17 protein-coding genes are annotated in these 24023 nt (G+C 56.0%); 3 read left to right on the top strand and 14 right to left on the bottom strand.

Features of this window, described 5'->3' with window-relative positions; all coding sequences use genetic code 11:
* Positions 1–128 precede the first annotated feature (128 nt).
* The 14 genes from BLR09_RS05845 to BLR09_RS05780 form a co-directional block, all read right to left on the bottom strand.
* Positions 129–797: a hypothetical protein gene (locus BLR09_RS05845; RefSeq protein ID WP_093198988.1), complete on the bottom strand. Its 669-nt coding sequence runs from the start codon at positions 795–797 to the stop codon at positions 129–131.
* Between the two features lie 274 nt (positions 798–1071).
* A complete protein-coding gene (locus tag BLR09_RS05840) occupies positions 1072–2226 on the bottom strand; it encodes a hypothetical protein (RefSeq protein WP_093198985.1) in 1155 nt (384 codons plus the stop codon).
* Positions 2210–3193: a DUF2157 domain-containing protein gene (locus tag BLR09_RS05835; RefSeq protein ID WP_093198982.1), complete on the bottom strand. Its 984-nt coding sequence runs from the start codon at positions 3191–3193 to the stop codon at positions 2210–2212. Before BLR09_RS05835 ends, BLR09_RS05840 begins: the two co-directional genes overlap by 17 nt.
* Before the next feature lie 166 nt (positions 3194–3359).
* Entirely contained in the window at positions 3360–6758 is a 3399-nt protein-coding gene (locus tag BLR09_RS05830; protein ID WP_093198980.1) for a ThuA domain-containing protein, read from the bottom strand.
* Positions 6759–6970: 212 nt separating this feature from the next.
* Positions 6971–9361 (bottom strand): ELWxxDGT repeat protein, encoded by a 2391-nt coding sequence (locus BLR09_RS05825; protein ID WP_093198977.1) that lies wholly within the window; start codon positions 9359–9361, stop codon positions 6971–6973.
* 16 nt (positions 9362–9377) lie between these two features.
* Positions 9378–10292 (bottom strand): methionyl-tRNA formyltransferase, encoded by a 915-nt coding sequence (locus BLR09_RS05820; RefSeq protein WP_093198974.1) that lies wholly within the window; start codon positions 10290–10292, stop codon positions 9378–9380.
* Positions 10293–10856: a phage tail protein gene (locus BLR09_RS05815; RefSeq protein WP_093198971.1), complete on the bottom strand. Its 564-nt coding sequence runs from the start codon at positions 10854–10856 to the stop codon at positions 10293–10295.
* A gap of 6 nt (positions 10857–10862) precedes the next feature.
* Positions 10863–11423 carry a phage tail protein gene (locus tag BLR09_RS05810; protein WP_093198967.1) on the bottom strand — a complete coding sequence of 187 codons (561 nt, stop codon included), beginning with the start codon at positions 11421–11423 and terminating at the stop codon, positions 10863–10865.
* A 1-nt stretch (position 11424) separates the two neighbouring features.
* Positions 11425–11997: a phage tail protein gene (locus BLR09_RS05805; protein WP_093198964.1), complete on the bottom strand. Its 573-nt coding sequence runs from the start codon at positions 11995–11997 to the stop codon at positions 11425–11427.
* Between the two features lie 230 nt (positions 11998–12227).
* On the bottom strand, positions 12228–12959 hold the full coding sequence (locus BLR09_RS05800) for a LytR/AlgR family response regulator transcription factor (protein WP_093198962.1): 732 nt from the start codon (positions 12957–12959) through the stop codon (positions 12228–12230).
* Positions 12956–15952, bottom strand: a complete 2997-nt coding sequence (locus BLR09_RS05795; RefSeq protein WP_093198959.1) for a sensor histidine kinase — start codon at positions 15950–15952, stop codon at positions 12956–12958. The genes BLR09_RS05800 and BLR09_RS05795 overlap by 4 nt, the downstream gene beginning before the upstream one ends.
* Before the next feature lie 36 nt (positions 15953–15988).
* Positions 15989–16714, bottom strand: a complete 726-nt coding sequence (locus BLR09_RS05790; protein ID WP_093198956.1) for a T9SS type A sorting domain-containing protein — start codon at positions 16712–16714, stop codon at positions 15989–15991.
* A 12-nt stretch (positions 16715–16726) separates the two neighbouring features.
* Positions 16727–17641, bottom strand: coding sequence for a hypothetical protein (locus tag BLR09_RS05785; RefSeq protein WP_093198954.1), 915 nt, complete (start codon positions 17639–17641; stop codon positions 16727–16729).
* 18 nt (positions 17642–17659) lie between these two features.
* On the bottom strand, positions 17660–18571 hold the full coding sequence (locus BLR09_RS05780) for a hypothetical protein (RefSeq protein WP_093198951.1): 912 nt from the start codon (positions 18569–18571) through the stop codon (positions 17660–17662).
* Positions 18572–18870: 299 nt separating this feature from the next.
* Between BLR09_RS05780 and BLR09_RS05770 the strand changes: the two genes are divergently transcribed.
* The 3 genes from BLR09_RS05770 to BLR09_RS05760 all read left to right on the top strand — a co-directional run bounded on the left by BLR09_RS05770 (position 18871) and on the right by BLR09_RS05760 (position 23998).
* Positions 18871–21594: a substrate-binding domain-containing protein gene (locus BLR09_RS05770; protein ID WP_093198945.1), complete on the top strand. Its 2724-nt coding sequence runs from the start codon at positions 18871–18873 to the stop codon at positions 21592–21594.
* Positions 21595–21790: 196 nt separating this feature from the next.
* Positions 21791–23104, top strand: a complete 1314-nt coding sequence (locus BLR09_RS05765) for a sugar porter family MFS transporter (protein ID WP_093198942.1) — start codon at positions 21791–21793, stop codon at positions 23102–23104.
* Positions 23105–23107: 3 nt separating this feature from the next.
* Positions 23108–23998, top strand: a complete 891-nt coding sequence (locus BLR09_RS05760; protein WP_093198939.1) for a carbohydrate kinase family protein — start codon at positions 23108–23110, stop codon at positions 23996–23998.
* Positions 23999–24023: the final 25 nt, after the last annotated feature.

The following is a 24023-nucleotide window of genomic DNA, read 5'->3' as shown; positions in this document are numbered from 1 at the left end:
TGCGGTTTATAGAGGTAATCGTAAAACTACACCTCCGAACGGATTAACAAAAGAAAATGGCCTAAACTTTAACATCCGGAACGCTGACAGTCAGTTGGATTAGCAGAATTCCGGAAAACAAACCGGATTCAATCCAGCCGGATCAGCGAGACTTTGATATTGCTGAGACCCACGCCGGAAATGGGCAGCAATGTACCGATCTGCAGGGAAAGGACATTACCGGTAGATAAAGCGGCCGTAAGTGAACCGGAAAAGTATTTGGTCTGGCTGTTACTCAGCACATTGGAAGAGGCAGTACTGGCGACAGGCGCGCCGTCAATGGTGAGCGTTGCCGTAACTGCGCGGGGAGAAGACCAGGATGCGGCCGTAAAGGAATATGCGATGACATAAACGCCGTCTTTTTCCGTCGTGATGGAGGAACCGCTGACCGAAAAATCAGCCGTTGCATCAACGCTGGAATAAGAAGGATAATAGGGCTGATTCAGACTGGACGTTAGTGAACCCGCCGCATTTGACGCTATGGTTGTCTTCTTCGTTTCGTTTTTTGGAACAAGCTTATCCCAGTCACTTCCGGTGTAATAGTAAAAGCCGGTATCGCCGTCGGTCTGAAAAATAAGCAGCCCGGTAGCAGGATTGGCCGGACGTTCGGCTTCGGTCATCCGCGGAATCAAAACGCCTTTTCCGGTGGATATTATTTCCAGTTGAGCGCTGGCGTCGGGCGTTGTTGTTCCGATTCCTACCTGAGCCGATACGGAAGCAGAAACAGACAGTAAAATCAATGTAAGCAGGTTTTTCATGCGCTGTGGAGGTTAACTATTGAAAGGAAAATAAGCGCGCCATTATCCGCCGTGGCGGACGGGATCTGCAAGCTTCACCTCCATCAGAACGAGTTTGAAAAACACAACGCCTGCAAGGGCGTCGGGCGGGGTTTGACGACCGGAAGAAGATTCACAACAGATGCGGGTAATGCAGCAGGTATAAAAGTAGTATCAACCCGGAATATTAACAAAAGAAAAGTATGTGAACTGCCGGTTTTTGGCTTGTTAATAAGCTGACAGACAGTGTGAACGACTAATACTGATCTCCCGCACCCCCGCCTCCGAATGTGCCGCCTCCGAATGTATCCGTCTGCGTGGAAGGGATACTTGCCTGCTCTGCGACAACCAACGCTTCGAGGCGGATACCTCCCTCGCCTGAACCGTCTTTTTCAAATGTAAATCCGGTCTGTCGGGAACGCAGAAAACGAATGCAGGCAATCGCGCCGGATAGCAGAATCAATCCTCCGATGACCGAGAAAAGCGGATACGAAACCGGCTGATAATAAAACTGAAAAGTATACACCGAAAGCAGTAGCGTCAATAGCCCCGCGACGAGCAGAATACGGTTCCGGCTACGGATACCGGAAAAAATACAGGCAAGAGGTATGATCCCCGTCAGTATCCAGAAAAGGATACCAAACGGAACCGGTCCTTCCGTTCCCTGAATCAGCGCATTTCCTTCACGGACAACGAAATAATTGATGCTCAGGTACCCGAATGCAAGCGCCAGGGATTCCGATACATCGAGGCAGGATGTCCAGTAAATACCGCTCTTTCTCCGCATACTTCGCGAAGCCAAAAGGATTCCGGCAGAAAGAAATAATCCGATAAACGGCAGTAACAATTTACCGGCCGGAAAACGGAATGCCAGTAACCCCGCAATGGCATATACATCCAGCAACGTCGCCAGGGTTACCACCGTGCTGGCATAGCGGACAGCTGCCCAGACGAGTACTGGCAATGCGATGGCCGCATAGGCAACAAACTCTTCCCGGAAAACGGAAGAAAAGGTTACGAATAACCCTCCACAAAAAGCTGAGACGGCCGAATACAGCAACGCGTCGTCGATACCGGAATGGTACAAACGTCGCTCCCGGATGAGCAGATTCAGCAAAAAGAAAAATCCGGTTCCGTAAGCCATACCGAGCAAACCGGCTCCCCACAGTGTGTTTTCCAGCGCCGGCATGAAAAACATGCTGACGAAGGTCGTACTGCAGCCATTAAGCAGCAGGGTAAACAAAAACAAGGCGATGCGTACCCAGACATTTGCCCGGTAAAACGACTCGGGAAACAGTTCGCGGATATGGGCCTCCTGTGCAGGAGTAAGCAGGCCGGCGCGCACCCAGCCACGGGCTTTTTTCCGGATGGCGAGGGCTTCAATCCAGGCTTCGTTATACGCTTTTTTCATGTTGTTTAATGCCCAGCCAGGCTTTATACCGGAAAAGGAAAAGGACAATGAAGCCGCACGTCGCCATGAAATAGAGCATACCGAAACCGATCAGCACGTCTTCCGGAAAAACGGTAAAAAACAGGTACGACAGCGCGATATACCCATATACCAGCGCCATCAGCAGAAAGGCGAAGGAATGCGCCTGACGGGCGTAGCGGAAAGACAGGTAGCACAGTCCGATCAGTATCAGCAGGTACACCACCGGCGCAGAATGCCCGAACCAGCCGGCCAGCGCCGCCACAAAGGCCAGGTTTCCGGCCAGGAGGAAATAGGTAAAGGTGAAGTGCTTTTTGATGCCCTGCCGGTCGAGCCACCAGGCGCCGGCGATGACGACCCCCGCATATCCCAGCGCCCGGATCAGAAAATAGGGCTGGGAAAAGTCGTTTTGGGTCAGTACCGTCAGCGGTGTTGCGGCTACGCCTACCCAGGAAGCCAGCGCGGTCAGCGCCATGGAAAGTACCCCGCGATGGTCAAAACGGTACGCCAGCGGAAAGAATACCAACGCCGGAATAATCGCCATCAGCCCAAACCGGGTACCGAACAGGTTATAGGTGTATTGCAGGTATCCGCCGAGTGTCAGAAACAACAAACAGCCCAGCAGCAGCAGAAAATCGGGCAGGGGAGAGGCATGCTCCGTCAGGGTGTTGGCATAGGGAAGGCGTTTCCACCAGACCCAGGCAAAGCAGCCCGCCATCAGCAGCGCAATTAACCCGGCAACGACTCCGGGCCCAATGACATCGTAGTGCTGGTAAATCAATACCCCCAGGCCGCCGCTGAGCAGCGTTACCCCGAGGTAGAGAAGAAAACGCAGCTCCCAGTGTACTGAAAAAGGTTTCGCTTTTTCGTAGTTCCGGAGCGCATCCGCCGTTTCCGGAGGAATGGCGTCTTTGTCCAGCAGTTTCTGCAGTATTTCCGAGTAAGTCATTGAAGGTCAGTTAACCGGGGCAACAAAAGTACACCACACCGCGGAAATACGCTGAACCTTTGAATAACTGCCGCCGGAAAATCAACGGGATGCATGCCGGACCTAACCGGAGAGAATGCAAAAAGCCCGCCAAACCGGCGGGCTTTCAGTACTGAAGCACAGGAGATTATTTGCTTCCCTTCTCAAATTCGATGGTATCGAGGGTGAAGAGCGCCTGTCCGTCCTTCAGCGCCGGATTGGTGAAGACGAAGTACACGTCCTGCAAACCCGGACCGGCCGGAGCCAGGCTGGTAGTAACCTTGTCGGTGCTGGTCGCCGGTACGGCTACCTGACCGATGACCTTGCCGGCCGGAGAACCCAGCCGTACTTCGATCGTACCGCCTGTCGTTCTGCCTTCTTTCGACCAGGCCGAGAAGCTGATCGCCGAAATACCTGTCAGATCGAGGCCTTTGAAGGACACGTAGCTGCCGTTGGCCGTAGCGATAGCAACGTCTTTCTTCAGCTCGTTTGACTTAATGGACGATACAAACTTCGCACCGTCATTGCTCAGCGCGGGTACCTTCGGGCTGCGGAGCGTTACGACTTTCTGAGTGGTCTGGGGGCCGGTCGTTCCGTTTCCTTTGTCGGTGTAGCTGGCGGCAAAAATGTAGGTGCCGTTCTTGCCGTTGTCTTTCGTAACGTAGTCGCCCTTAACCGGCTGGCTCATCTTCTTCTCATCGCCGAGGCTCAGGATGAAGCGGACCATTTCACCGGCATCGGATTTCGAGAGGGTCGGGTGGGCGCTCATCGCCTGTTCTCCCCAGACACCGCCGCCGCCTTTGATGACCTTGTCCACCAGCGTAGATTCTACGTTTTTGCCTTTATACTTCTTCGCAACGTCGCGGTAAGCAGGACCGATGGATTTCTTGTCGATCGCATGGCAGGCTTTGCAATCGCTCAGCTCGATGAGGCGCTTGCCGTTCGAGAAGCTGGTATTCAGCTGGTGCCCCTGCGCGATGATGGTCTTGTCAAATCCTTCGAGGAAATTGATGTTAACCATGACGTCTTCTTCGGCGATCTTTTTCGTCGCCAGCGAGCCGTCTTCCTTGTCGTTTACCTTGACTTCGTACGATACGGGCTGTCCGTCGAAATAGAACGTCTTGTTGCCCTTGATCGCCAGGTCTACCTGCGGAACACCGTTTCCGACCTTGATTTCAACCGTTGCGGTTGAGGTATTGCCGGCGGCGTCGGTAACTTTCAGTACCGGCTTGTAGATGCCCGGTTTGGTGAAGGTATAAGCAGCAGTTGCCGTCGGGAATTTCTTCCCGGCTACCGTCCACTCGTATTTCAGGGCGTCTCCGTCGTGGTCGAGCGACCCTTTGGCAGACAGAACTACCTTGAGGGGGCCGGCTCCGGCCGTTTTGTCGGCTGAGGCAACGGCTACCGGAGGACGGTTACCGGCGTTGTAAGTAATCCGCGTCAGGCGGGCTTCGTCGTTCTGAGCAAACCAGTTGGGACCGTATTCGAGGACGTAGAGTGATCCGTCACGGTCAAACTGCATGTCGATCGGGTGAGAGAACTTCCAGCTCGGCAGGAACCGCTCCATGCTCTGGAGGTCACCGTTCGGCTTCATCGTCACGATGTTGATGTAATCCCGGATCCAGTCGTACGCGAAGAACTTGCCCTGGTAAAAGTCCGGGAAGCCTACTTTCGACTGAGAATCATAGTCTTCCGCATAGAAAACCGGGCCGGCCATGGCATTGCGACCGCCCTTGCCGACAATCGCTCCGAATTCCGGAGAATCCGCATAGGGATAATAAATAAAGGCTTTTTGTGCCGGAGGCAGCTCGCGCATACCGGTATTGTGCGGCGAGTCGTTGATCGGTTTGGCGGCATCCCATTTCGGACCTGATTCCTTTTTCTCGAAATCATACTGGTTGTAGGCGCGGTTGTCGGCCACAAACAGCGGCCAGCCGAAATATCCGGCCTGGCGGGCCTGGTTGACTTCGTCGTGCCCGCGCGGACCGCGACCTTCCCGGTTTTCGCCGGCGTCCGGGCCTACTTCGCCCCAGTACAGGAAGCCGGTGTGTTTGTCTACCGAAATCCGGTACGGATTCCGGTTGCCCATGACGTAAATTTCAGGGCGTGCCTTGTCGGTACCCGGCTTGAAGAGGTTTCCGGCGGGAATGCTGTACCCCGGGGTTCCGTCTTCGTTGGGCTTGATACGCAGGATTTTACCTCTCAGGTCGTTGGTGTTGGAGGATGTCGCGCGGGCATCCCAGCCCCGGCGGTCGGGGCGACCGTCAGACGGCGAGTATCCGTCAGACGCGAACGGGTTGGTGTCGTCTCCGGTAGACAGGTAAAGGTTACCGGCCTTGTCCCATTCAATCGAGCCGCCGGTGTGGCAGCAGCCGTCGCGTTTTACCGGCACACGAAGAAGTACCTGCTCTGATTTCCAGTCGATTTCTTCTTTCGAGGGATCGAATTTCACCCGCACCAGGCGATTGGCCGTATCGGCGCCATACTTCCCGACGGACGGCGAGTAGAACAGGTACATCCAGTTGTTTTTCTCAAACTGAGGGTCCAGGTTCAGCCCCATGAGGCCGTATTCGAACGTATTGAAGACGTCGACATTACCCAGTGATTTCACCTTCTGGGTATTTTTCGGATTGTAGTACTTGATTTCCCCGCGGCGGTGGATGTAGAATACCTTTCCGTCACGCACGGCCAGTTCGGTCGGCTCATAAAGCTTTTCGTCGAGCGTTGTGCGGGAGAAACGGTTTTCTTCCGGAGCGGCTTTGGTATGGGCCTTTTTGTAGTCCAGCGCCGGGCCGTCGGCTGCCCAGCGGAGGCCTCCCCAGAGGTGTTGCAGGAAGAGGGGCTCCATGAATGTCTCATCGGTATGGCCATAAGCGGTGTAGAAAACCCGCCCGCCGTCGTACTCATGGTACCAGGCCATGGGGTGGTTATCCCCGGCGTTCATTTTGGCGCCGCCGTAGGAGTTTTCGTCCACCGTGATCAACACCTTTACATCGGGGTTGAAGTGCTTGTAGTCGTAAAATTCATCCGTCCGCTGGAATGTCGCAGGGAGATCCTGGGTAGCGGGGTGGTTTTTATCGCGAACCGTCATGTTGCCGGTCCGGACGTTCGGGTTGCCCGGGTGGCTGAGGAACCAGCCACCGACAAACTTGCCGTACCACGGCCAGTCGTACTCGGTATCGGCTGCGGCATGGATACCCACATAGCCGCCGCCGGCCTGGATATAGCGCTCAAAGGCGGCCTGCTGGCTGTCGTTGAGGACGTCGCCGGTGGTACTCAGAAAGACAACCACCTTGTATTGGCGGAGGTTGGCGTCGGTAAAACGGTCGGAGTTTTCGGTGGCGTCGACCGAGAAGCCATACTTCCGGCCCAGCGCTTCCACGCAACGGATACCCTGGGGAATGGAGCTGTGGCGGAAAGCCGCCGTCTTGGAAAAGACCAGTACTTTTTGGCCCTTGAGCGGGTTTTCGGGAACCTGCCCCCAAGCCAGAGCCGGCAGCAACGCAACGAACAGAACAACCAGGCGTTGCCAGAGCGATACTCTCATGGTAAAAACGGGGTTTAGAGATGAAAACAGAATTCGATACGCAAATTTGCAAAGAAGGTTTCTGATTCCGGAGGTGAAGCCGGCATTCTTCCGAATTTTAATACAAAGACGGTTCTGGAGGCCGAAATACTGAGCTTAAGGAGAAAATAACGGCGTATTCCGGGAAAATAGCTTAATAACAAAGAAGCGCCGGACTCCCGGCGCTTCTTTGTTTATTCCTGAACCAGCAGCTTGTGTACGACCGAGGTTATTCCGTTTTTGACCTCGATGAGGTAGGTTCCCGGCGGTAGTTTTTCCTTGCTTTCAAGTACTTGCGCACCGGCTTTTCGGAAGGGTACCGCCCAGGTTTGTCCGGAGGTATTCTGGATCGTCACCCGGCTGATGTCGGCGTCATCTACCCGGATACTGAATTGCCCTTTCGACGGGTTCGGGTATACCGCCAGCGGCAGTCCGGATTCCGTCAGTACAATCGATACCGGCTTGTAGAGTTGCTCTTTGCCGTCGCGATCCACCTGGCGAAGGCGGTAGTAGCTGGTTCCGAGCGGTGGGTTTTGGTCGATGAGGTAGTAATCCTGACGCGTTGAAGTGAGTCCTTTGGCGTCGAGCATACCGATTTTCGCATAGGTCTGCAGATCCCGGCTGCGCTCAACGATGTAGTGAGAGGAATTCCATTCCCGGGCAGTCGCCCAGCTCAGGCGTACCTGGTTATTGGTGGCGAGTTCGGCTTTGAAAAACAGCAGTTCAACCGGCAGGGGAGAAGCTACACCGGCGCCGGCTGCCCCGGAGCCGCCGGAGAAGCTTGGTATTCCGCTGAATTCCACTACGGATAGGGAACCACTGATGGATGACTCCGTACCGGCCAGTTCCGTGATAGGTCCGTTGACGCCGCCAGCCGTGACGTCCGTCGCCGGGTCATAGGCCGCACCGATGGTTTTGAACCACTTGAAAGGCGCGAAGGGAACGCTGTTGGTCGTCGCGAATGACTGGGCGGCATTCACTGCGGCCGTTTTTTCAGCGGGATCATAGTAAAACCGCAGACCGGCGTTTTCCGTCAGGGCCGTACCGCCTACGTCCACGTTCCAGTACCTGCCCATGGCGTAGGTGGCGTTGGCCGTCGCATTGGTTTTGGACGTCATGGAGCCTTGTACCAGGCTGATATTGGCAATATTTTTTGCTGATGTACTCGCTCCCCATTTCACCGAAAAAACGATATTGCTCTTGTACATGTAAAAGCTCCAGCCGCTCTCGGTACCGTTGCCAACGGCCGAATTGCCATCGTTCAGCGCCAGCGTACCGTTCGGCGGGAGGGCAGGGGCCAGCACGGCGTATAGTTCGGTGCCGGTGGAACCATTGTCGCCGACGAGGTAAAGAGAGTTGTTGACGACCCCGAGGAGTACCGTCGCGTCATCGCCGGCGCTTAGTTCCTCGACCACAACGGTTCCGGCGGTGGTGCCGTCCGAGCGGTACAGCTTCGTGTCAGTGGTGCCGATGGTGGCATTGAAATAAAGAAAATTACCCGCCACCATCAGGTTGGAAGGCGTACTGGAAGACGCTCCGTCAAGGTCTTTCACGAGCGAGCAGGCACCGGCGTTCAGCTTCCAGAATTCGGCGTCTCCGGTGCTGCTGCCCTGAAAGAACAGCTGGCTATTGAAGACGACAAAATTCTTAGGATCGTCCGGAGACGTCGCTACCTTGACCGTGTTGCCGCCGGTACCGTCTGTCTGCCAGAGTTTATTGCCGCCGCCATCGTTGGCGGCGAAATAGAGGAGGTTGTTATAAACGATAAACCGCTGGGGAGTACTGCTGGTGCTACCGGGGCGAATGTCTTTCACCTGGGTGGTTCCGCCGCTGGTAAGGTCGCTGACCCATAGCTCGAAGCCTGTTGAGCCGTCCGTCGCCGTGAAATAAACTTTGCCGTTGTATGCGATAAAGTTCAGCGGCGTACTGCCGGAGGTACCACTGCGGATATCCTTGATCTGTACCGTATTTCCCGCGGTACCGTCGCTTTTCCATAGTTCAACGCCGGAGATGCCGTCCGTAGCGCCGAATACGAGTGTTCCGTTGAAGTTGTAAAGCGATGTCGGGCCGGAGTTTCCACCGGAATTGATGTTTTTTACCAGGGAGACCGTATTCGATCCGGTGTCGAGTTTATATAGTTCGGTATCTCCTCCGCCAACGCCGGCGAAGAAAATGGTGGTGCCGACCAACGCCACCCTGCCGGATCCGGATACGACCGTAATACCGCCGGCTATTTTGGTAGTCCCGGCGTTGGTACCGTCTGATACCCAGAAGGCTTTGCCGGTTCCATCGTCAGCCGTGAAATACAGTTTACCATTGGCGACGATCAGGTTGTCTGCACCCGAACCGCCGGCCGCGTTGATGTCTTTCACCACATAGGTGCCTGCGCGGGAGCCGTCGCTCCGCCAGAGTTCCTTGCCGGTGCTGCCGTCGTCTGCGGAGAAGTACAAAATGCCATCTATCTGGGCAATTCCGGGGGAGATTGTACTCCCGGAAGCGCCCGCGGCGAGGTCCTTGACGAACGATACCTGGGCATCGACCGTGAGGGAGAATAAGAGAAGAAAAAGGAGGGCGGAATGTTTCATAAACAGGTTGTGTAGATTAAAGGGCGTCGAATCGATCGCCGGAGCGTATGCCGAACCGGGCGATCGCCGGGCCGGAAAAATACCCTTCCCGGGCGTAAACGATATCTATCCGAAGCGCGGTCTGCTCTGCGCAGGATACGTAAACGGTATTTTCCGATTCAAACCGAAGTGTTCCGGGAGGTATTCCGGGAAGTTCTACGGTGGCGGCGGCTTCGACAATTTTGATCGACCAGCCTTTCAGGCGGGCAATGGCGCCCCGGTTCCAGGGATTGCAGGCGCGTACGAGGGCTTCAATCTGCCGGGCGTTCATACCGGCCCAATCGATGAAAACCTCCCTGCCTGCCGGTCGCGGATGAAACCGAACGGCTGTCTCTGCCTGTGGTTCGAGCGTCAGCGTGCCTTGCTGCAGGCCGATCAGTAACCGGTATACGCCTTCCACACTTTGCAGGGCATACCTAGACATGAGCAGACCGTAGGTGTCAGCCGGCTCAATGGCCAGCGGCAACCGTACGGCGACCGGACCTTTATCGAGCCGTGCATTCATCCGGTGTATCGTCAGCTCGCCCGTTTTTTCCTGATGACGAATCTGCCAGAACAACGGCGTACTGCCGCCATATACCGGCAGCGCGCCGAAATGAACGTTATAGAATCCGTGAACGGGCTGGTCGAGCAGGCGTTCCGGGATCCGGTACGGGCAGCCGATGACCAGCACAATATCCGGCTGTACTTCTTTTATCCAGGCTTCGAGCGAGGCATCGAAAGCTGCGCCGGTCAACTGCCGGACCGGTATACCGATGGCCCGGGCCGGAAAAACAATGTCTTCATTATCCGGAAGATCAAGCACTCCGAGTCCCGAGAGTACCTGCTGACCGGCCAGCCACTGCAACACCGGAATCCCGGCGGCCGAGGAGCTCAGTAACGCTACCCTCATTTAGCTTGGCGACGGATAAATGCCGTACAGCGCAATGATGTAGCTGATGACCAGATAGGGCTGCATGTTGTCATGCGGCTGCGATCCTCCGACAGGCATGACGCTGACCGTCGGCGAAGTGCTCGCCACCGCGTCGGGTCCCATGGCGCCGTTGGGGGCGGCATTGGCATACATGTTGCTGCCGGAGTCGTCTGCTGGCGCGAAGCCTTCGGGTGCATTGGAGGTGGCAGTCGTTCCGACTCCGAGGGAACCTTTCGCCTGAACCTGAGCGACATGCGTGTGATTCGGCATTTGGTTGGTCGTCAGCGTAATTTCTTCCGTTCCGGCCGATTCTCCGATCACCACGGTCGGCAAACCCGGCCCGCTTCCCCAGCCGATCGGAATACGACCCTGCAGGTTGGGTAGCCCGAAGGTCTGGATTCCGTCGCCGCCATAGGTGGTGCCGATGAGATTATACAATGCATCGTACTCGGCAATCGACAGGAGCGCTCCATTGCAAAACGCCCAACCCAGCGGGGGGAAATTCCCGGCAAACAGCTTGATTTCTCCTAAGTAATTATCCATGATTGATTAGCCTCTTGGGGGGAAAACACCTTGCATACAGATGACAAACGTGATCGCGAGATACGGCTGCATGTTGTTATGCGGCTGACCGCCACCGGATGGACCGGACGTAAAGCCCTGATTGACGTTGATGGTGGTTACCATCGAGGATGTCGCTGCGCCGTTGTACAACTCGCCTTTTGCGGAGTTGGCGGGGAGATTTCCTTCGGCGGTTTTGCTGGTCGGGGCGCCGTTGTAACAGCGGAGCTGCGGATTGCTGAAAACCACCGTGCCGTTGTGCGTATGTGCCGGAATTTCGGTCAATAGGAGCGTGACCGTCTCCGAACCCGCAGACTCTCCGATGGTCCGCGGGGTAAGCCCGGGCCCGGTGCCCTGCGCCATTGGTACACGGCCCATGAGGTTGGGTAGCTGGAATGTACTTACCCCGTTTCCACCGTAGAATGTCCCAAGGATCGAGAACAGCGCGGTGTTCTGCGAGATGGGGAGTACTTGTCCGTTACACAGGGCGGTATTCTGGGGTGCGAAGTTGCCGGCGAACATCTTGATTTCGCCTACGTATCCATACATATCAGTTTCGGCTTGGGTAAATTCCTTGAAGAGCAATGATAAACGTCATGCCGAGGTATGGCATCATATTGGAGTGGGGCTGGGAGCCTCCACCACTGAGGGTTACCTGGGCATCGGCCTGGAATTCTCCGTTGAAACTCATCTTTCCATTGGCCGCCGCACCGTACATCTTGTCGGGGGTATTGGCGGCAATGGCGAAGTAGTTCCCGTCCGGATTGGTTGAATCCCCGTCGAAGGCAGAACCCATAACCTCGCCGGTCGTATTATGGATTGTCGCCATGTGCACATGGGAGGGTATCTGCGTGGTGAGCAGCGTGGTTGAAGTGGTGCCGCCTACCTGTCCGAGATTGACCGGAGACAGTCCCGGGCCATTACCCCAGTGCATAGGGCCGCGACCCCGCAGATCCGGCAAGGCAAAGTTGGTTACGCCGTTGCCACCGAATGTCGTCCCGAGAAGGGAAAAAAGGGCTTGATTTTGCGCAATTGAAAGGATCTGCCCGTTACACAGCGCCCAGCCTCTGGGGGCATAGTTAAAGGCGACGAGACGAATCTCGGCAAGTACAACGTCATTCATTGGCGGAATGAGGTAAAGGTTGGTCCGATAGTTTTGGATGGGTTTACGAAGCAGTATATAGAGGTCCGGCACTTATCCTGCTTCAATTTTGTGCCGTACTGCCCAAAGGTAGAAAAGTAGCGGAGAAAAAAAAGAGGAACTGTATTTAATATTTTTTAGGAATAATAGGTTTTAAAACAGAAAGTTGATAAATAAAAGTAGCAAAAAGATAATAGGTTGAATAGTGATCTCTATCGGTTTATCCATTTTCGGAAAACGGGGGCTTTTTCCTTGCTTATTTCGATTGTCCCTACCGGTGCAACAGTCAGCAGAACTCTGCCCGAAGGGTCTGTCCGGAAGCGTTCGATGGCGTCGAGGCTCACAATCTGCCGGCGGTTGGCCCGGAAAAACTGTACCGGATTCAGTTCGGCTTCGATCTCTTCCAGCGAACGGTGGTCCATCACATACCGCTGCCCGTCCCGCTTATGGAGATAAATGAGCTGATCGAGCTCAAATACAGCAATATCCTGCACACTCACAGGTACGGCTGACTGCCGGTGATGCACAATGAATTTTTCCCGGAAAGCAGGCTCCTGCCGGATCTGGCGCACCAGCCCCTCATATGAACCCGAAAACCGCCGTAACTTTTCCAGGGAACGGATCAGGTCTTCTTCCTCCACCGGCTTGAGAAGATAGTCGATGCCGTTGGCGCGAAACGCCCGGATCGCATACTCGTCATACGCCGTCGTGAAAATGACCGGACAGCGGAGTCGGAACTGCTCGAAAATGGCGAAACTCAGGCCGTCTGAAAGCTGTATGTCCATGAAAATCAAGTCCGGTTCCGGATGCTGAACAAGCCAGCGCTGGAGCGCCTTCAAACTGGAAACTACGCCCAGCACCCGAACATGCGGCGCCACGTCGTACAACATGCGCTGCATCTGCTCGGCAATCAGTATTTCGTCTTCGACAATCAGGGCATTCATACGATGAAAGGGATATGGACGGAGAATACACCGCCCGCTTCAACAACCCGCAGTTCCCGCCCGGAAAGGTGCCGGTAGAGCGCCTGCATGTCTGCCAGACCTTTTCCGTTAGAGGTACTGACCTGGGGGCGGCGCTGCAGGTTGTTTTGCACCACCAGGTCGTCTCCGGAAACAAATACCCGGATGACCAGCGGACTTTCCGGATCGGTGGTGTTGTGTTTGATGGCGTTTTCGAGGAGATTCTGCAATGTCACCGGGACAATCTTCCGGTGCAGTGCCGCGTCTGGAATGGTTACCGAAATCTGCAATCCGTCGCCATACCGTGTTGCAAGCAACCCGATGAAATCCCGGGTAAACCGGACTTCCTTTTCCAGGTCGATAACTTCCACGCCGTCGTTTTCGATCAGGTAACGATACACCTTTGTCAGCTGGCGCAGATTCCTGGAAGCGAGCTTTTGATCTTTGAAAATCAGGCTGTCCAGCACCGCCAGACTGTTGAAGAGAAAGTGCGGGTTGAGCTGGTTGACGAGGTTTTGATAGCGTACGAGGGCGTTATTTTTTTCGAGACGGGCAGACTGCGTCTGAAGTTCTGAAATATGCAATGCCTGACGGATCCGGTACCGGTAGAGCAGGTAACCCAGCCCTGTCAGCAGCAACGCCGACAGGGTCAGAAACCACCACGTACGGTAATATACGATCTGAATATGAACCTGAATTTCGGAGATGGGTCCGTTCCATTTTCCGGGGATGGTAGAGGTTCGGAAACGAAAGACATAGTCTCCACCCGGAACGTTTGTATACGTTGCCGCGGGATGCTCCACCTGTATCCACCGGTCGTCAAACCCCGCCAACTGGCAGAGGTACCGGTTCTGGTCGGGATGACGGAACTGGCAGGCGGCCCATTCGAATGTAAAAAAATGTTCATCCGGCCGCAGCGTGATTTCCCGTACCGCCTCCGGATTGACCGGCAGCGGATGATTCCGGCCGGATACCTGAAAACCCGTCAGGTAGCTTCTGACGGCCGCCGTCCGCTCGGTCGCCAGCACTTCCGCGGGGTCAAAGAGCACAAAGCCCCGGGTGGAAGGATAACAAAACCGGCCGTCGCGCAGGGTACAGGCCGACTGATCATTGAAAGTATCAGATGCCAGCCCGTCTTCGGTTGTGAAGGTATGAACGGTTTTCCGGTCGGTATCGAGGCAGCAAAGACCGGCGCTGGTACCTGTCCACAGCCGGTTATCCCTGTCAAACAATAATCCGGCAAACTGATTGGACGGAAAGCCCTCTTCCCGGTTGTAGTGCCGGAAAGCAGCGCCGTCGAAGCGCGCCAGCCCGTCTATAGTCGCGATCCAGAGAATCCCGTTCCGGTCTTCCGCCAGAGATGTCACGAGGGGATGGGGCAGCTCTTTGAGGTAATGCCTGAGAATTTTCCGCTCCCGGTGCCAATAGACCAGGCCGAAGCCCCGGAATCCAATCCACAGCCCCCCGTCGCGGCTTTCGAACAAGGCGCGGGCATTTTTTCGGGCAAATGGCCCGAAAAGCGGGTCCTTGTCAAACGAGTCGAACCGGTTCGTCTGCGGGTTGTATACCTGGAGGCCTTCCCTGGTTCCGGCGTAGAAATCTCCCTTCCGGGTAGTGAGAAGGGCCCAGCAGAAGGCACCGCGCAGGGAATCCTTCTCGGTGTAAATACGCCACTTTCCTCCTGAAAACCGGTGGATGCGGTCGCTCAGTCCTACCCAGACCGCCCCGTCAGACCCCCTGGCAAGTGACCGGATCGAAAATACATCGGTCCAGCCGGGCGGGGTATTCCCTTTTACATAATGATGCAGAAAGCCTTTTTTTTCGTTCCAGACGGAGAGTCCGTTGCCGGTACCCAGCCATAGGTTTCCCTTTTCGTCTTCCAGCGCCGCCCGGCCCCAGAACCAGGGTAAGCTGGTGCGGGGGTCCTGCGTGGCCTGAAACAAGGTAAACGGCTGCTCGTCGGGGTAGCACCAGCTGACGCCGGATAGTTCTGCACCTACCCAGATGCCGTCGTTATGGTCGGCGAAGAGCCTGGCCGAACCGGCTCCGCTCAGGCTGCCTTCCACAAGAGGGTCATGCGTAAACTGCCGGTATTCCTGCCGGGGAGGATCATAGAAAAGCAGGCCTCCGACGTTGGCGGCGATCCAGAGACGGCCCCGCCGGTCGGTGAGCAGGCTTCGGATATGGTCTGTACGGGTGTCAAAAAAGCGGTACAGCGGCAGTTTTTCAAGGATTTTTCCGGATACCGGGTCCAGTTTTCCGATGAAGGATGCCTGGTCTCCGGCAGCGTACCAGAGGTTACCTTCGCGGTCGGGTGCAATTGCCAGTACCTCGTCGTCATCGTTTCCGGCAAGGTACTCCCGGCGGAACAGCCTGATACGGCGGGTGATGATGTTGTACAGCACAATTCCGTCGGGTGTGACCAGGTACAGCGTTCCTTCGGGGGCAGCCGCCATCTGGACAACCGGACGGGCAAGCGGGTTTTGGGCGACCGGCGGCTGAACGGTAAACCGGCGTTCGCGGAGGTGGAATGAAACCAGCCCGCCGCCGGTTGCCAGCCAGAGAATCCCTTCCGGGCCTTCGGTAATGCCGTAAATTTTCCCGCCGCCCGGGAGCCGGAAGGAGAGAAAACGCTGCGTCCTTTCCTCGAAAAGACACAGCGTTTCCTCGCAGCCAATCCACAGCCGCCCGGAGTTACCGGCATGAAGAGAGGTGATGTAGTTGCCGGGCAGCGAAAAGGGATCGTTCCGGTTGTGAAAATAGGAACGAATTTTCCGGCCGTCGAACCGGCAAAGTCCATTGTACGTCCCGATCCACACAAATCCGTACTGGTCCTGAGCAAAACTCCGGATGTTCATGTCGGGGAGGCCCTGCTTCTGTGTCAGGTGTTTGAACTGGGGTTCGGGAATGCGCGCCTGAATCGAATGTATCAGACCCAGTATTCCTGTCAGAAGCAGCAACAACCGTTTGACCATGCGGATGGGGAAAAAACAAAGATGGTAAAATGTCTGTCAGCGGACAACCATCAGTTTCCGGGTTTCCACCGAGCCGTTGGTGTGCTCGACGATCACTGCATAAAGTCCGGCGGGCCAGGTATGAACGTCCACTTCACCTGTCTGAGCCGACCGGTAACGAAGCTGTCCCTGCATATCCCGGACCGAAATCGCCCGGACCGCCGCCAGCTTACCGAAGCGGACATAGTGCGCGGCCGGATTGGGATACATCACCCACGCGGAGGGGCGGTCGGTTACAATGCTACGGATAGAGCTATACGATGCGGTATTGTCATTGTCGGCTATGCGCAGACGGTAATAACTGACACCGTCGGCCGGATCGAAATCCGTGAATGCGTAAGAAGCGCCCCTTGCCGGGCCGCCGGTCGGATAGACACGGCCTGCAACGCGCCAGGCACGACCGGTCACGCTCTGCTCGACATCAAAATGTGACGTATTGATTTCTTCGGCGGTATGCCAGCGCAGAAGGACAGCCGAGGAGCCTTCTGCCGAAACGGAAAACGATAGTAACCGGACGGGCAACGGACCCGATACAGCCTCAGGCTGAAGAATACCGCCGGTGTTCGAGAAAGACCCGTTCTGCACCGTCGACGCGAAGACGTCGCCCACTGAAAACTCGATCAGATACCCGCCGGCCTGGGTGCCCGCTGCGGCGGAGACCGGCCCCTGCTGGGCAAAAATCCGGCTGCTGATCACGAAGAAAAACAGAAAATACCGAAACATGGGTTGGATGGATTAAAGGACGAGAACATAGCCGTTTACAAAATCGACATCAGCCAGTATCGCGCTTGTCGAATTGAGAACACCGACCCCGATTTTATACATCCCGGCGGGAAGGCCGGTTACGTGGCCGGAGGCCGGGTAGGTCCGGCGTTCACTGACAACACGATGCGTCGTGTAATCAGGGCCGACGAAATTGGTTACCGGTTGGTTGGGAATATCAATCCGCTGATAGCAGATTCCGATTCGCACCGCGCCTGGAGACGCACCTGCCTGAAAACCAAGTACCGCTTCTGCCGATCCGACCAATACCTGATTAGGGCCGGAAACAGTTACCGTAGCCGCGGGTCCGGCAAATACATACACCGAATTGTTTCCGGCTATCGACTGTATGTGACCGCTGAACCCCGCGGCGGTGACGCCGGAAGCCGTTTTCGCCGCATTTGTCCAGGCAGTACCGTTCCATTGCAGGATATCACCGACAGCGGGAGCGGGAGCCGAGACATCTTTCAGGCCGCCAAGTCGCTGATTCACGACCTGATCGGCGACGAACGCGTAGGGTACGCTTTGCAGTTCAACAGTCCCGAAATCAAGGAAGGAATTGCCATTGGCCGGGTCGATTTCGGTTTTGAGAAAGCGGGCGCCGGTTGCCCAGTTGATGGCGTTCCAGTCGCCCGTGACCATTCCCGTACCGTCATGAATAACCAGGGAGTAGAGACCGGACGCGGTTGTCCCGACGCTTTTCGTTTCTGTATAGAGGGTATTTCCACCGGAAATGGCGTCGCGGACGTGAAGGCGGATCGCAATCGTTGTATTGGCGAGGGGCTGCCCGGCAGCATTGCGGGCAATACCCTGATACGGAATTCGCTGAGGTACCTGGGCGAAGAGCCCCTGACTGATCAGGAGAAACCCAAACAGGAAGCGTTGCATAATGATGTGGTGGAAAGATTATTCTACTGTGACCCAGCCGTTGACATAATCATTGTCACTGACAACGGCTGGGGCTCCGTTCAGTACTACCATACCAACTTTGTAGGTGCCCGGTGCCAGACCAGTCACCGATCCGAACGCGGAGTAGGTACGTCGTTCGGCAATCAGCCGGTGGGTGGCATAATTGCTTCCCACGAAATTCACGATGGGCTGCCCGGAAATATCGATTCGCTGGTAACCCATGCCGATCCGGACCGTAGCCGGACTTGCCCCGGTCTGAAACCCGAGCGGAGCTACTGCACCGCCTTTTATTACCTGGTCGGAAGAAGTGACAGCGAGCGTTGCCGCCGGGCCGGCAAATACATAGACCGAATTGTTCCCGGAAAGGGAGGGTATCGGTCCGGCGAAGGAATATGTCTGACTTTTCGCTGCGTTTTTCCAACCGGATCCGCTCCACTCGAGGCGGTCTCCCGGGAGAAGAGCGGATGTACTGACGTCCTTCAGCTCTGATAGCTTCTGATCCACAGCCTTCCCCGCCGTCAGCGCATACGGCACGCTCTGCAACTGAACCGTCCCGAAATCCAGAAAGGACGAACCATTGGCCGGGTCTATTTCCGTTTTCAGAAACCGGGCGCCCGCTGCCCAGTTGATGGAATTCCAGTCACCGGAAAAGGCGCCGCTGCCGTCGTGGATCACCAGAGAATACAGGCCGGAGCCGCTGGTTGCGACACTTTTGGTTTCGGTGTACAGCGTATTCCCGCCGGAAAGGGCATCGCGAATACTCAGGCGGACAGTAATAGACGTATTGGCGAGCGGCTGCCCGGCAGCATTGCGGGCAATACCCTGATAGGGGAGGCTCTGAGGGACACCCTGAGCGAGGGCGTTTCCCGCAGTGACGGAAAGACAGATGAAGAAAAGAAGACGATACATGGCGACTGATACAAAATGAGGGATATGATAGCAGGTTGAAGGTTGACGGCGCTGTTCACTTTTCCTGTGCCGGACAGCGTTCCGACGATGCAAACGTATCCTGTCAGTGAGGTGCCGGACAAAAAAAGAAAGGGGAGCCGGAAGAATCCGACAGCGAACCGCCCTCAATCTGCCGTAAAACCGCTTGCGAAATACCGGCCGGGCAGCGTGTGTATTTCCGAGCGGATGAAGCTGCTTCTTCCCCCGGAGGGGAATAAAAAAGAAGCGCTACTTTTACAGAACACTTAGACAATACCTCGTTGAAATACGTCGCCCTCCTTTCCTTTTTCATCGGAATTTTCGCGGGATGTACCCCCGGCCCGAATGAAAAGCAGTATACCATCGGCTTTGCCCAGTGTACCAACGGAGACGAATGGCGGAAAGCCATGCAGGAAAGCATGGAAAAAGAACTGAGCTTTCATCCCGGCGTCCGCCTGATTCTGAAAGACGCCCACGACGACAGCCAGCTTCAGATCCGCCAGATACGGGAGTTGATGGACGAAGGCATCGACCTCCTCATCATATCCCCCAACGAAGCCGAACCCATCACTCCGCTCGTCGAAGAAGTTTTCAACAGGGGAATACCGGTTATTATTGTCGACAGGCGGACCAACTCCAAGCTCTATACGTCATATGTCGGCGGCGATAACCTCCAGATCGGCCGGACGGCCGGGCAGTATGTTGGCGAGTTGCTCCATAAACAGGGAAATGTACTCGAAATCACGGGTACGCCTTCGGCATCGGCGGCAAGCGAGCGGCACTCGGCATTTGTATCGGCACTGAAAGCCTATCCGGGGATTCGGGTGGTGGCGACGGTCAACGGCGACTGGGAGCGCAAATACGTCATGCCCCGCCTGCCCGCCGTCCTGAAAGCCCACCCGGAAACGGACCTGATTTTTGCGCACAACGACCGCATGGCGCTCGGTGCGTACCTGGTTTGCAAAGAACTGGGACTGGAGCACCGGGTGAAGATAGTCGGGGTCGACGGGCTTTCGGGCGCCAGCGGCGGGATCCAGTTTGTGCAGGATGGCGTCTTTGCAGGTACCCTGCTGTACCCCACAGGCGGAGAAGAGGCCATTCGCACCGCCCTGAAGATTCTCCGGAAAGAGCCTTATGAAAAGGAAAACATACTTGGCACCCTCGTCATTGATTCGACCAACGTCCATATTCTGAAGCAGCAGTCGGAGAAGATCGTCAGCCAGCAACACGACATCCACCGGCAGCAGGAGCGAATCCAGGAGCAAACCCGGCTGTACACCAGCCAGCAAACGGTACTGTACATTGTCGGGGCGTCTCTGCTGGCGGCGCTGGCTTTTGCGTTGATTGCGTATAGATCACTCCGTCAGAATCGCCGTTTCTCCCGGACCCTGGAAAAACAGAACGCGGAGATCTCCGCCCAACGCAACCGCATCGCCGAAATGGCCGATCAGGCAAGGGAATCTACCGAAGTCAAACTTCGCTTTTTTACGAACTTCTCACACGAACTCCGGACGCCGCTGACGCTGATTCTCGGTCCGGTGGATGAATTGCTCGCTGCGCCGGACCTGGCGCCGTCTCATCGGAAAGACCTCGAGGTGGTCCGGCGAAATGCCCGCCTTCTTCTCAAGCTCATCAACCAGCTGATGGATTTCCGGAAGATTGAAGTCGGGAAAATGCCGGTCCGCATTGCAGAGCAAGACCTGGTCGACTTTATCCGCAAGATTATTCCGGCATTTGAAAAGACCGCCCGGCAGCGGGGTATTCAATTGCGGTTTCTCCCGTCGGAGGCCCGGATTCCGGTGTGGTTCGACGCCAACCTGCTCGACAAGGCCGTTTTCAACCTCCTTGCCAATGCCTTTAAGTATACGCCTGATCAGGGAACGATTACAGTTGTGCTACAACCCGCCGGAGACTCCGTCCGCCTGCGCGTGGAAGATACCGGCCCCGGTATTTCAGAGGAGGAGCAGCGGCATATTTTTGAATGGTTTTACCAGGGAAAGACCCCGTCTCCGATGAGTTCAGGCATTGGCCTGGCGCTTGCCAGGGAGCTGGTTCAATTGCACCACGGGTCTATTTCGGTGCGCAGTACGCCGGGCAAAGGCAGTACGTTTGAAATCAGCATGCCGGCCGGAAAGCCGGCGCTGTTGCCCGATCAAGCCGAAGCGCTTCCGGCAGCTTCCGTCGCGGAATGGACGGACGAAGAACGGCAGCCGGAGGAGGCGTTACCGGTATCGGCAGAAGGTTCGGCGACGGTACTCCTCATCGAGGACAACGACGAACTCCGTTCTTTCCTGGCGCGGAAACTCGGCGCCCGTTTTCAGGTAGTCGAGGCAGCCGACGGCGAAAGCGGCCTGTCTCTGGCCATTGATACATTACCCGATCTGATTGTATCGGACGTGATGCTCCCCGGCAGAAGCGGCCTGGAAATCGCCGAAGCCCTGAAACAGGACTGGCGCACGTCCCACATTCCCCTGGTACTGCTGACGGCCCGCTCGGCGTCGGACCAGCAGATCGAAGGGGTTCGGACAGGAGCCGATCTATACCTGACCAAACCCTTTGACCCGACGTTCCTGCTCGAAAGCCTGCAAACGCTTCTGAAGAACAGGGAGCTTGTTCGTGAACATTTCCGGCGGGAACTGTCGATCGATACGTCCGTGCCGGTGACCCAGCGAACCGACCGGAAATTCATCCAGGACCTGACTGAACTCGTAGAGAAAAACCTGCAGCGCTCCGACATGAGCGTCGACGAGCTCGCGCGGGAAATGGGGCTCTCCCGCGTGCAGCTGTACCGCAAGGTCAAAGCCCTCCTTGATTGCGGCGTGACAGACTTTATCCAGAACATCCGCCTGACGCGGGCGCGGCATCTGCTGGTTTCGGAACCGGTGACCATCGCGGAGGTAGCCTATCGGGTAGGATTCTCGTCGCCCACGTATTTCTCTACGGCCTTCAAGGCGAAGTACAACATTTCACCCTCAGAGTTTAAAAATTTGCACGCGCAGCGCTGAAGACGTAACAAAACTGAAAACCGTGTAACAAAACTGAAAGAACCGAAAGGTCAAAAGTATCTTCAAAAAATACAAAAACCTTGTTTCTGAGGGATTTGGCGGGTCGGCGGCGGCATGCATCAAAGTTTAACTATTTTGAGATTTCCTTTAACTATCAGCGGGAGGAAGACGGCCAATTTTGGTCAAAAATTCCTGTATGAAAAAAGTCTTCCTCTGGTCTGTTGTCATTGCACTCGGCGGGTTTCTGTTCGGGTTTGATACCGCGGTTATTTCCGGCGCAGAACGGGCCATCCAGCAGCTCTGGCACCTCGATGTATTCGAACACGGCCTGACGGTCTCCATCGCGCTGATCGGTACAGTACTCGGCGCGCTGACGGGTGGGATACCGTCAGACCGCTTCGGCCGCCGGAATACGCTCTTCGGCATCGCCGCGCTGTACCTCGTGTCATCGATCGGAGCTGCCGTATCGCCTTCCTGGGTTCCATTTCTCATTTTCCGTTTTCTGGGAGGCCTGGGAGTAGGGGCTTCGTCGGTTACTGCGCCGCTGTATATCTCTGAAATTTCTCCGGCACGTTCGCGTGGAAAGATGGTCGCCCTCTTCCAGTTCAACGTAGTCTTCGGTATTCTGATCGCCTATCTCTCGAATTACCTCTTTGAAAACCTGGGAGACAACGCCTGGCGCTGGATGCTGGGCGTACAGGCGGTGCCGTCCCTGCTGTTTTTCCTGCTGCTTTTCCGCGTACCGGAGAGTCCCCGCTGGCTGATTACCAACCGCGGCGACGTAGCCGGCGCGCGGGCGGTACTGGCAGTCGTGAGCCCGGATACCGTGGATCAGGATATTCTCGCCATTCAATCCGCCCGCCTGCAGTCCGCTGTTTCTTCCGGAAACCTGTGGGCGAAAGAAAACCGCTTTCCGGTCTTTCTCGCGATCGTTTTTGCCTTCTTCAACCAGGTTTCCGGTATCAACGCGATCATTTATTATGCCCCGCGTATTTTCGAGATGGCCGGGCTGGGTAAGAGCTCTTCGCTGCTGTCGACGGCCGGCATCGGCCTGGTCAACTTCGGGTTTACGCTGCTGGCGATGAACGTCATCGACCGGTTTGGCCGCCGGACACTCATGCTCATCGGCTCGTTCGGCGTCATTGCCACGCTGGGCCTGGTGTCCCGGGCGTTTTATACCCAGCAGTTCGACGGCGTACCGGTCTTCCTCTTTGTCTACATCGCCTTTTTCGCCTTCTCCCAGGGAGCGGTTATCTGGGTATTTATTTCGGAGATATTCCCGAACAGCGTCCGTGCCAAAGGCCAGGCGCTCGGCAGCTTCACCCACTGGCTGATGGCCACCGTCATTGCTTTCACCTTTCCTTATTTCGCCGAAAAACTGGGCGGGGGCCACACCTTCCTCTTTTTCGCGGTCATGATGTTTCTCCAGCTGCTGTTTGTCTGGAAAGTCATGCCCGAAACCAAAGGGACGAGTCTCGAACAGATTGAAAAAACGCTTGTCATTCACTAGAAAATGAGTTCACAACCGACGATGGTTTGTTTTGGAGAAATTCTCTGGGACATTCTTCCTTCGGGCCGCCAGGCCGGAGGAGCGCCCTTCAATGTCGCCTTTCATGCCCGGCAGAGCGGATTCGACGCCGTGCTGATCAGCAGGGTGGGGGAAGACGAACTGGGCATCGAGCTGCTGGATTTTCTCCGGGAAAAAGGTATTCCGGACGAAACCATCCGGCGGGGCAAAACACACCTGACCGGTGTCGTGAAAGCCAACGTAAGCGACCGCAACGAGGTTACCTACCAGATCGTCCAGCCGGTGGCCTGGGATTACATTCACTGGGACGAAGACCTCAGCCAACGTGTCGCCGCCGCCGATTTTTTCCTTTTCGGCAGCCTCGGCGCCCGCAGCCCGAAAAGCCGGGAAACCCTTTACGCCCTCCTGAATAATGCCCGCCGGAAGGTATTCGACATCAACCTGCGGCCTCCGCATTATACCCGGAGCATAGTCGAATACCTCCTTCAGCACGCGGATATCGTCAAGATGAACCACCATGAACTGGCGGAGGTGACTTCCTGGTATGAGTATCCCGGCGACGAGGAAACCGCGATGCGCCACCTGGCTGACCGCTTCGGTGTACGGACCGTCTGCGTCACCCGGGGTGAAAACGGCGCCTGCCTCTGGCACAACGGGCAGTTTTGGGAAAGCCCCGGCCTGACGGTTGATGTACAGGATACCATCGGCGCCGGAGATTCCTTCCTGGCGGCGTTGCTGTACCACCTCGACCGTGACCCGAAAGAAGCGCTGGATATTGCCTGCGCGACAGGCGCCTATGTTGCGACGCAGCGCGGAGCTACGCCTTCATACACCGACGCCGACATCCGAAAACTGATGACTGTGACCGCCGGATAACCCATTCCCTGACCGGATTGACTAA

Source organism: Siphonobacter aquaeclarae, from assembly GCF_900103285.1.
GTDB lineage: Bacteria > Bacteroidota > Bacteroidia > Cytophagales > Spirosomataceae > Siphonobacter > Siphonobacter aquaeclarae.
Note: the sequence above shows the minus strand (reverse complement) of the source record. Positions and strands in the feature narration are given on the sequence as shown.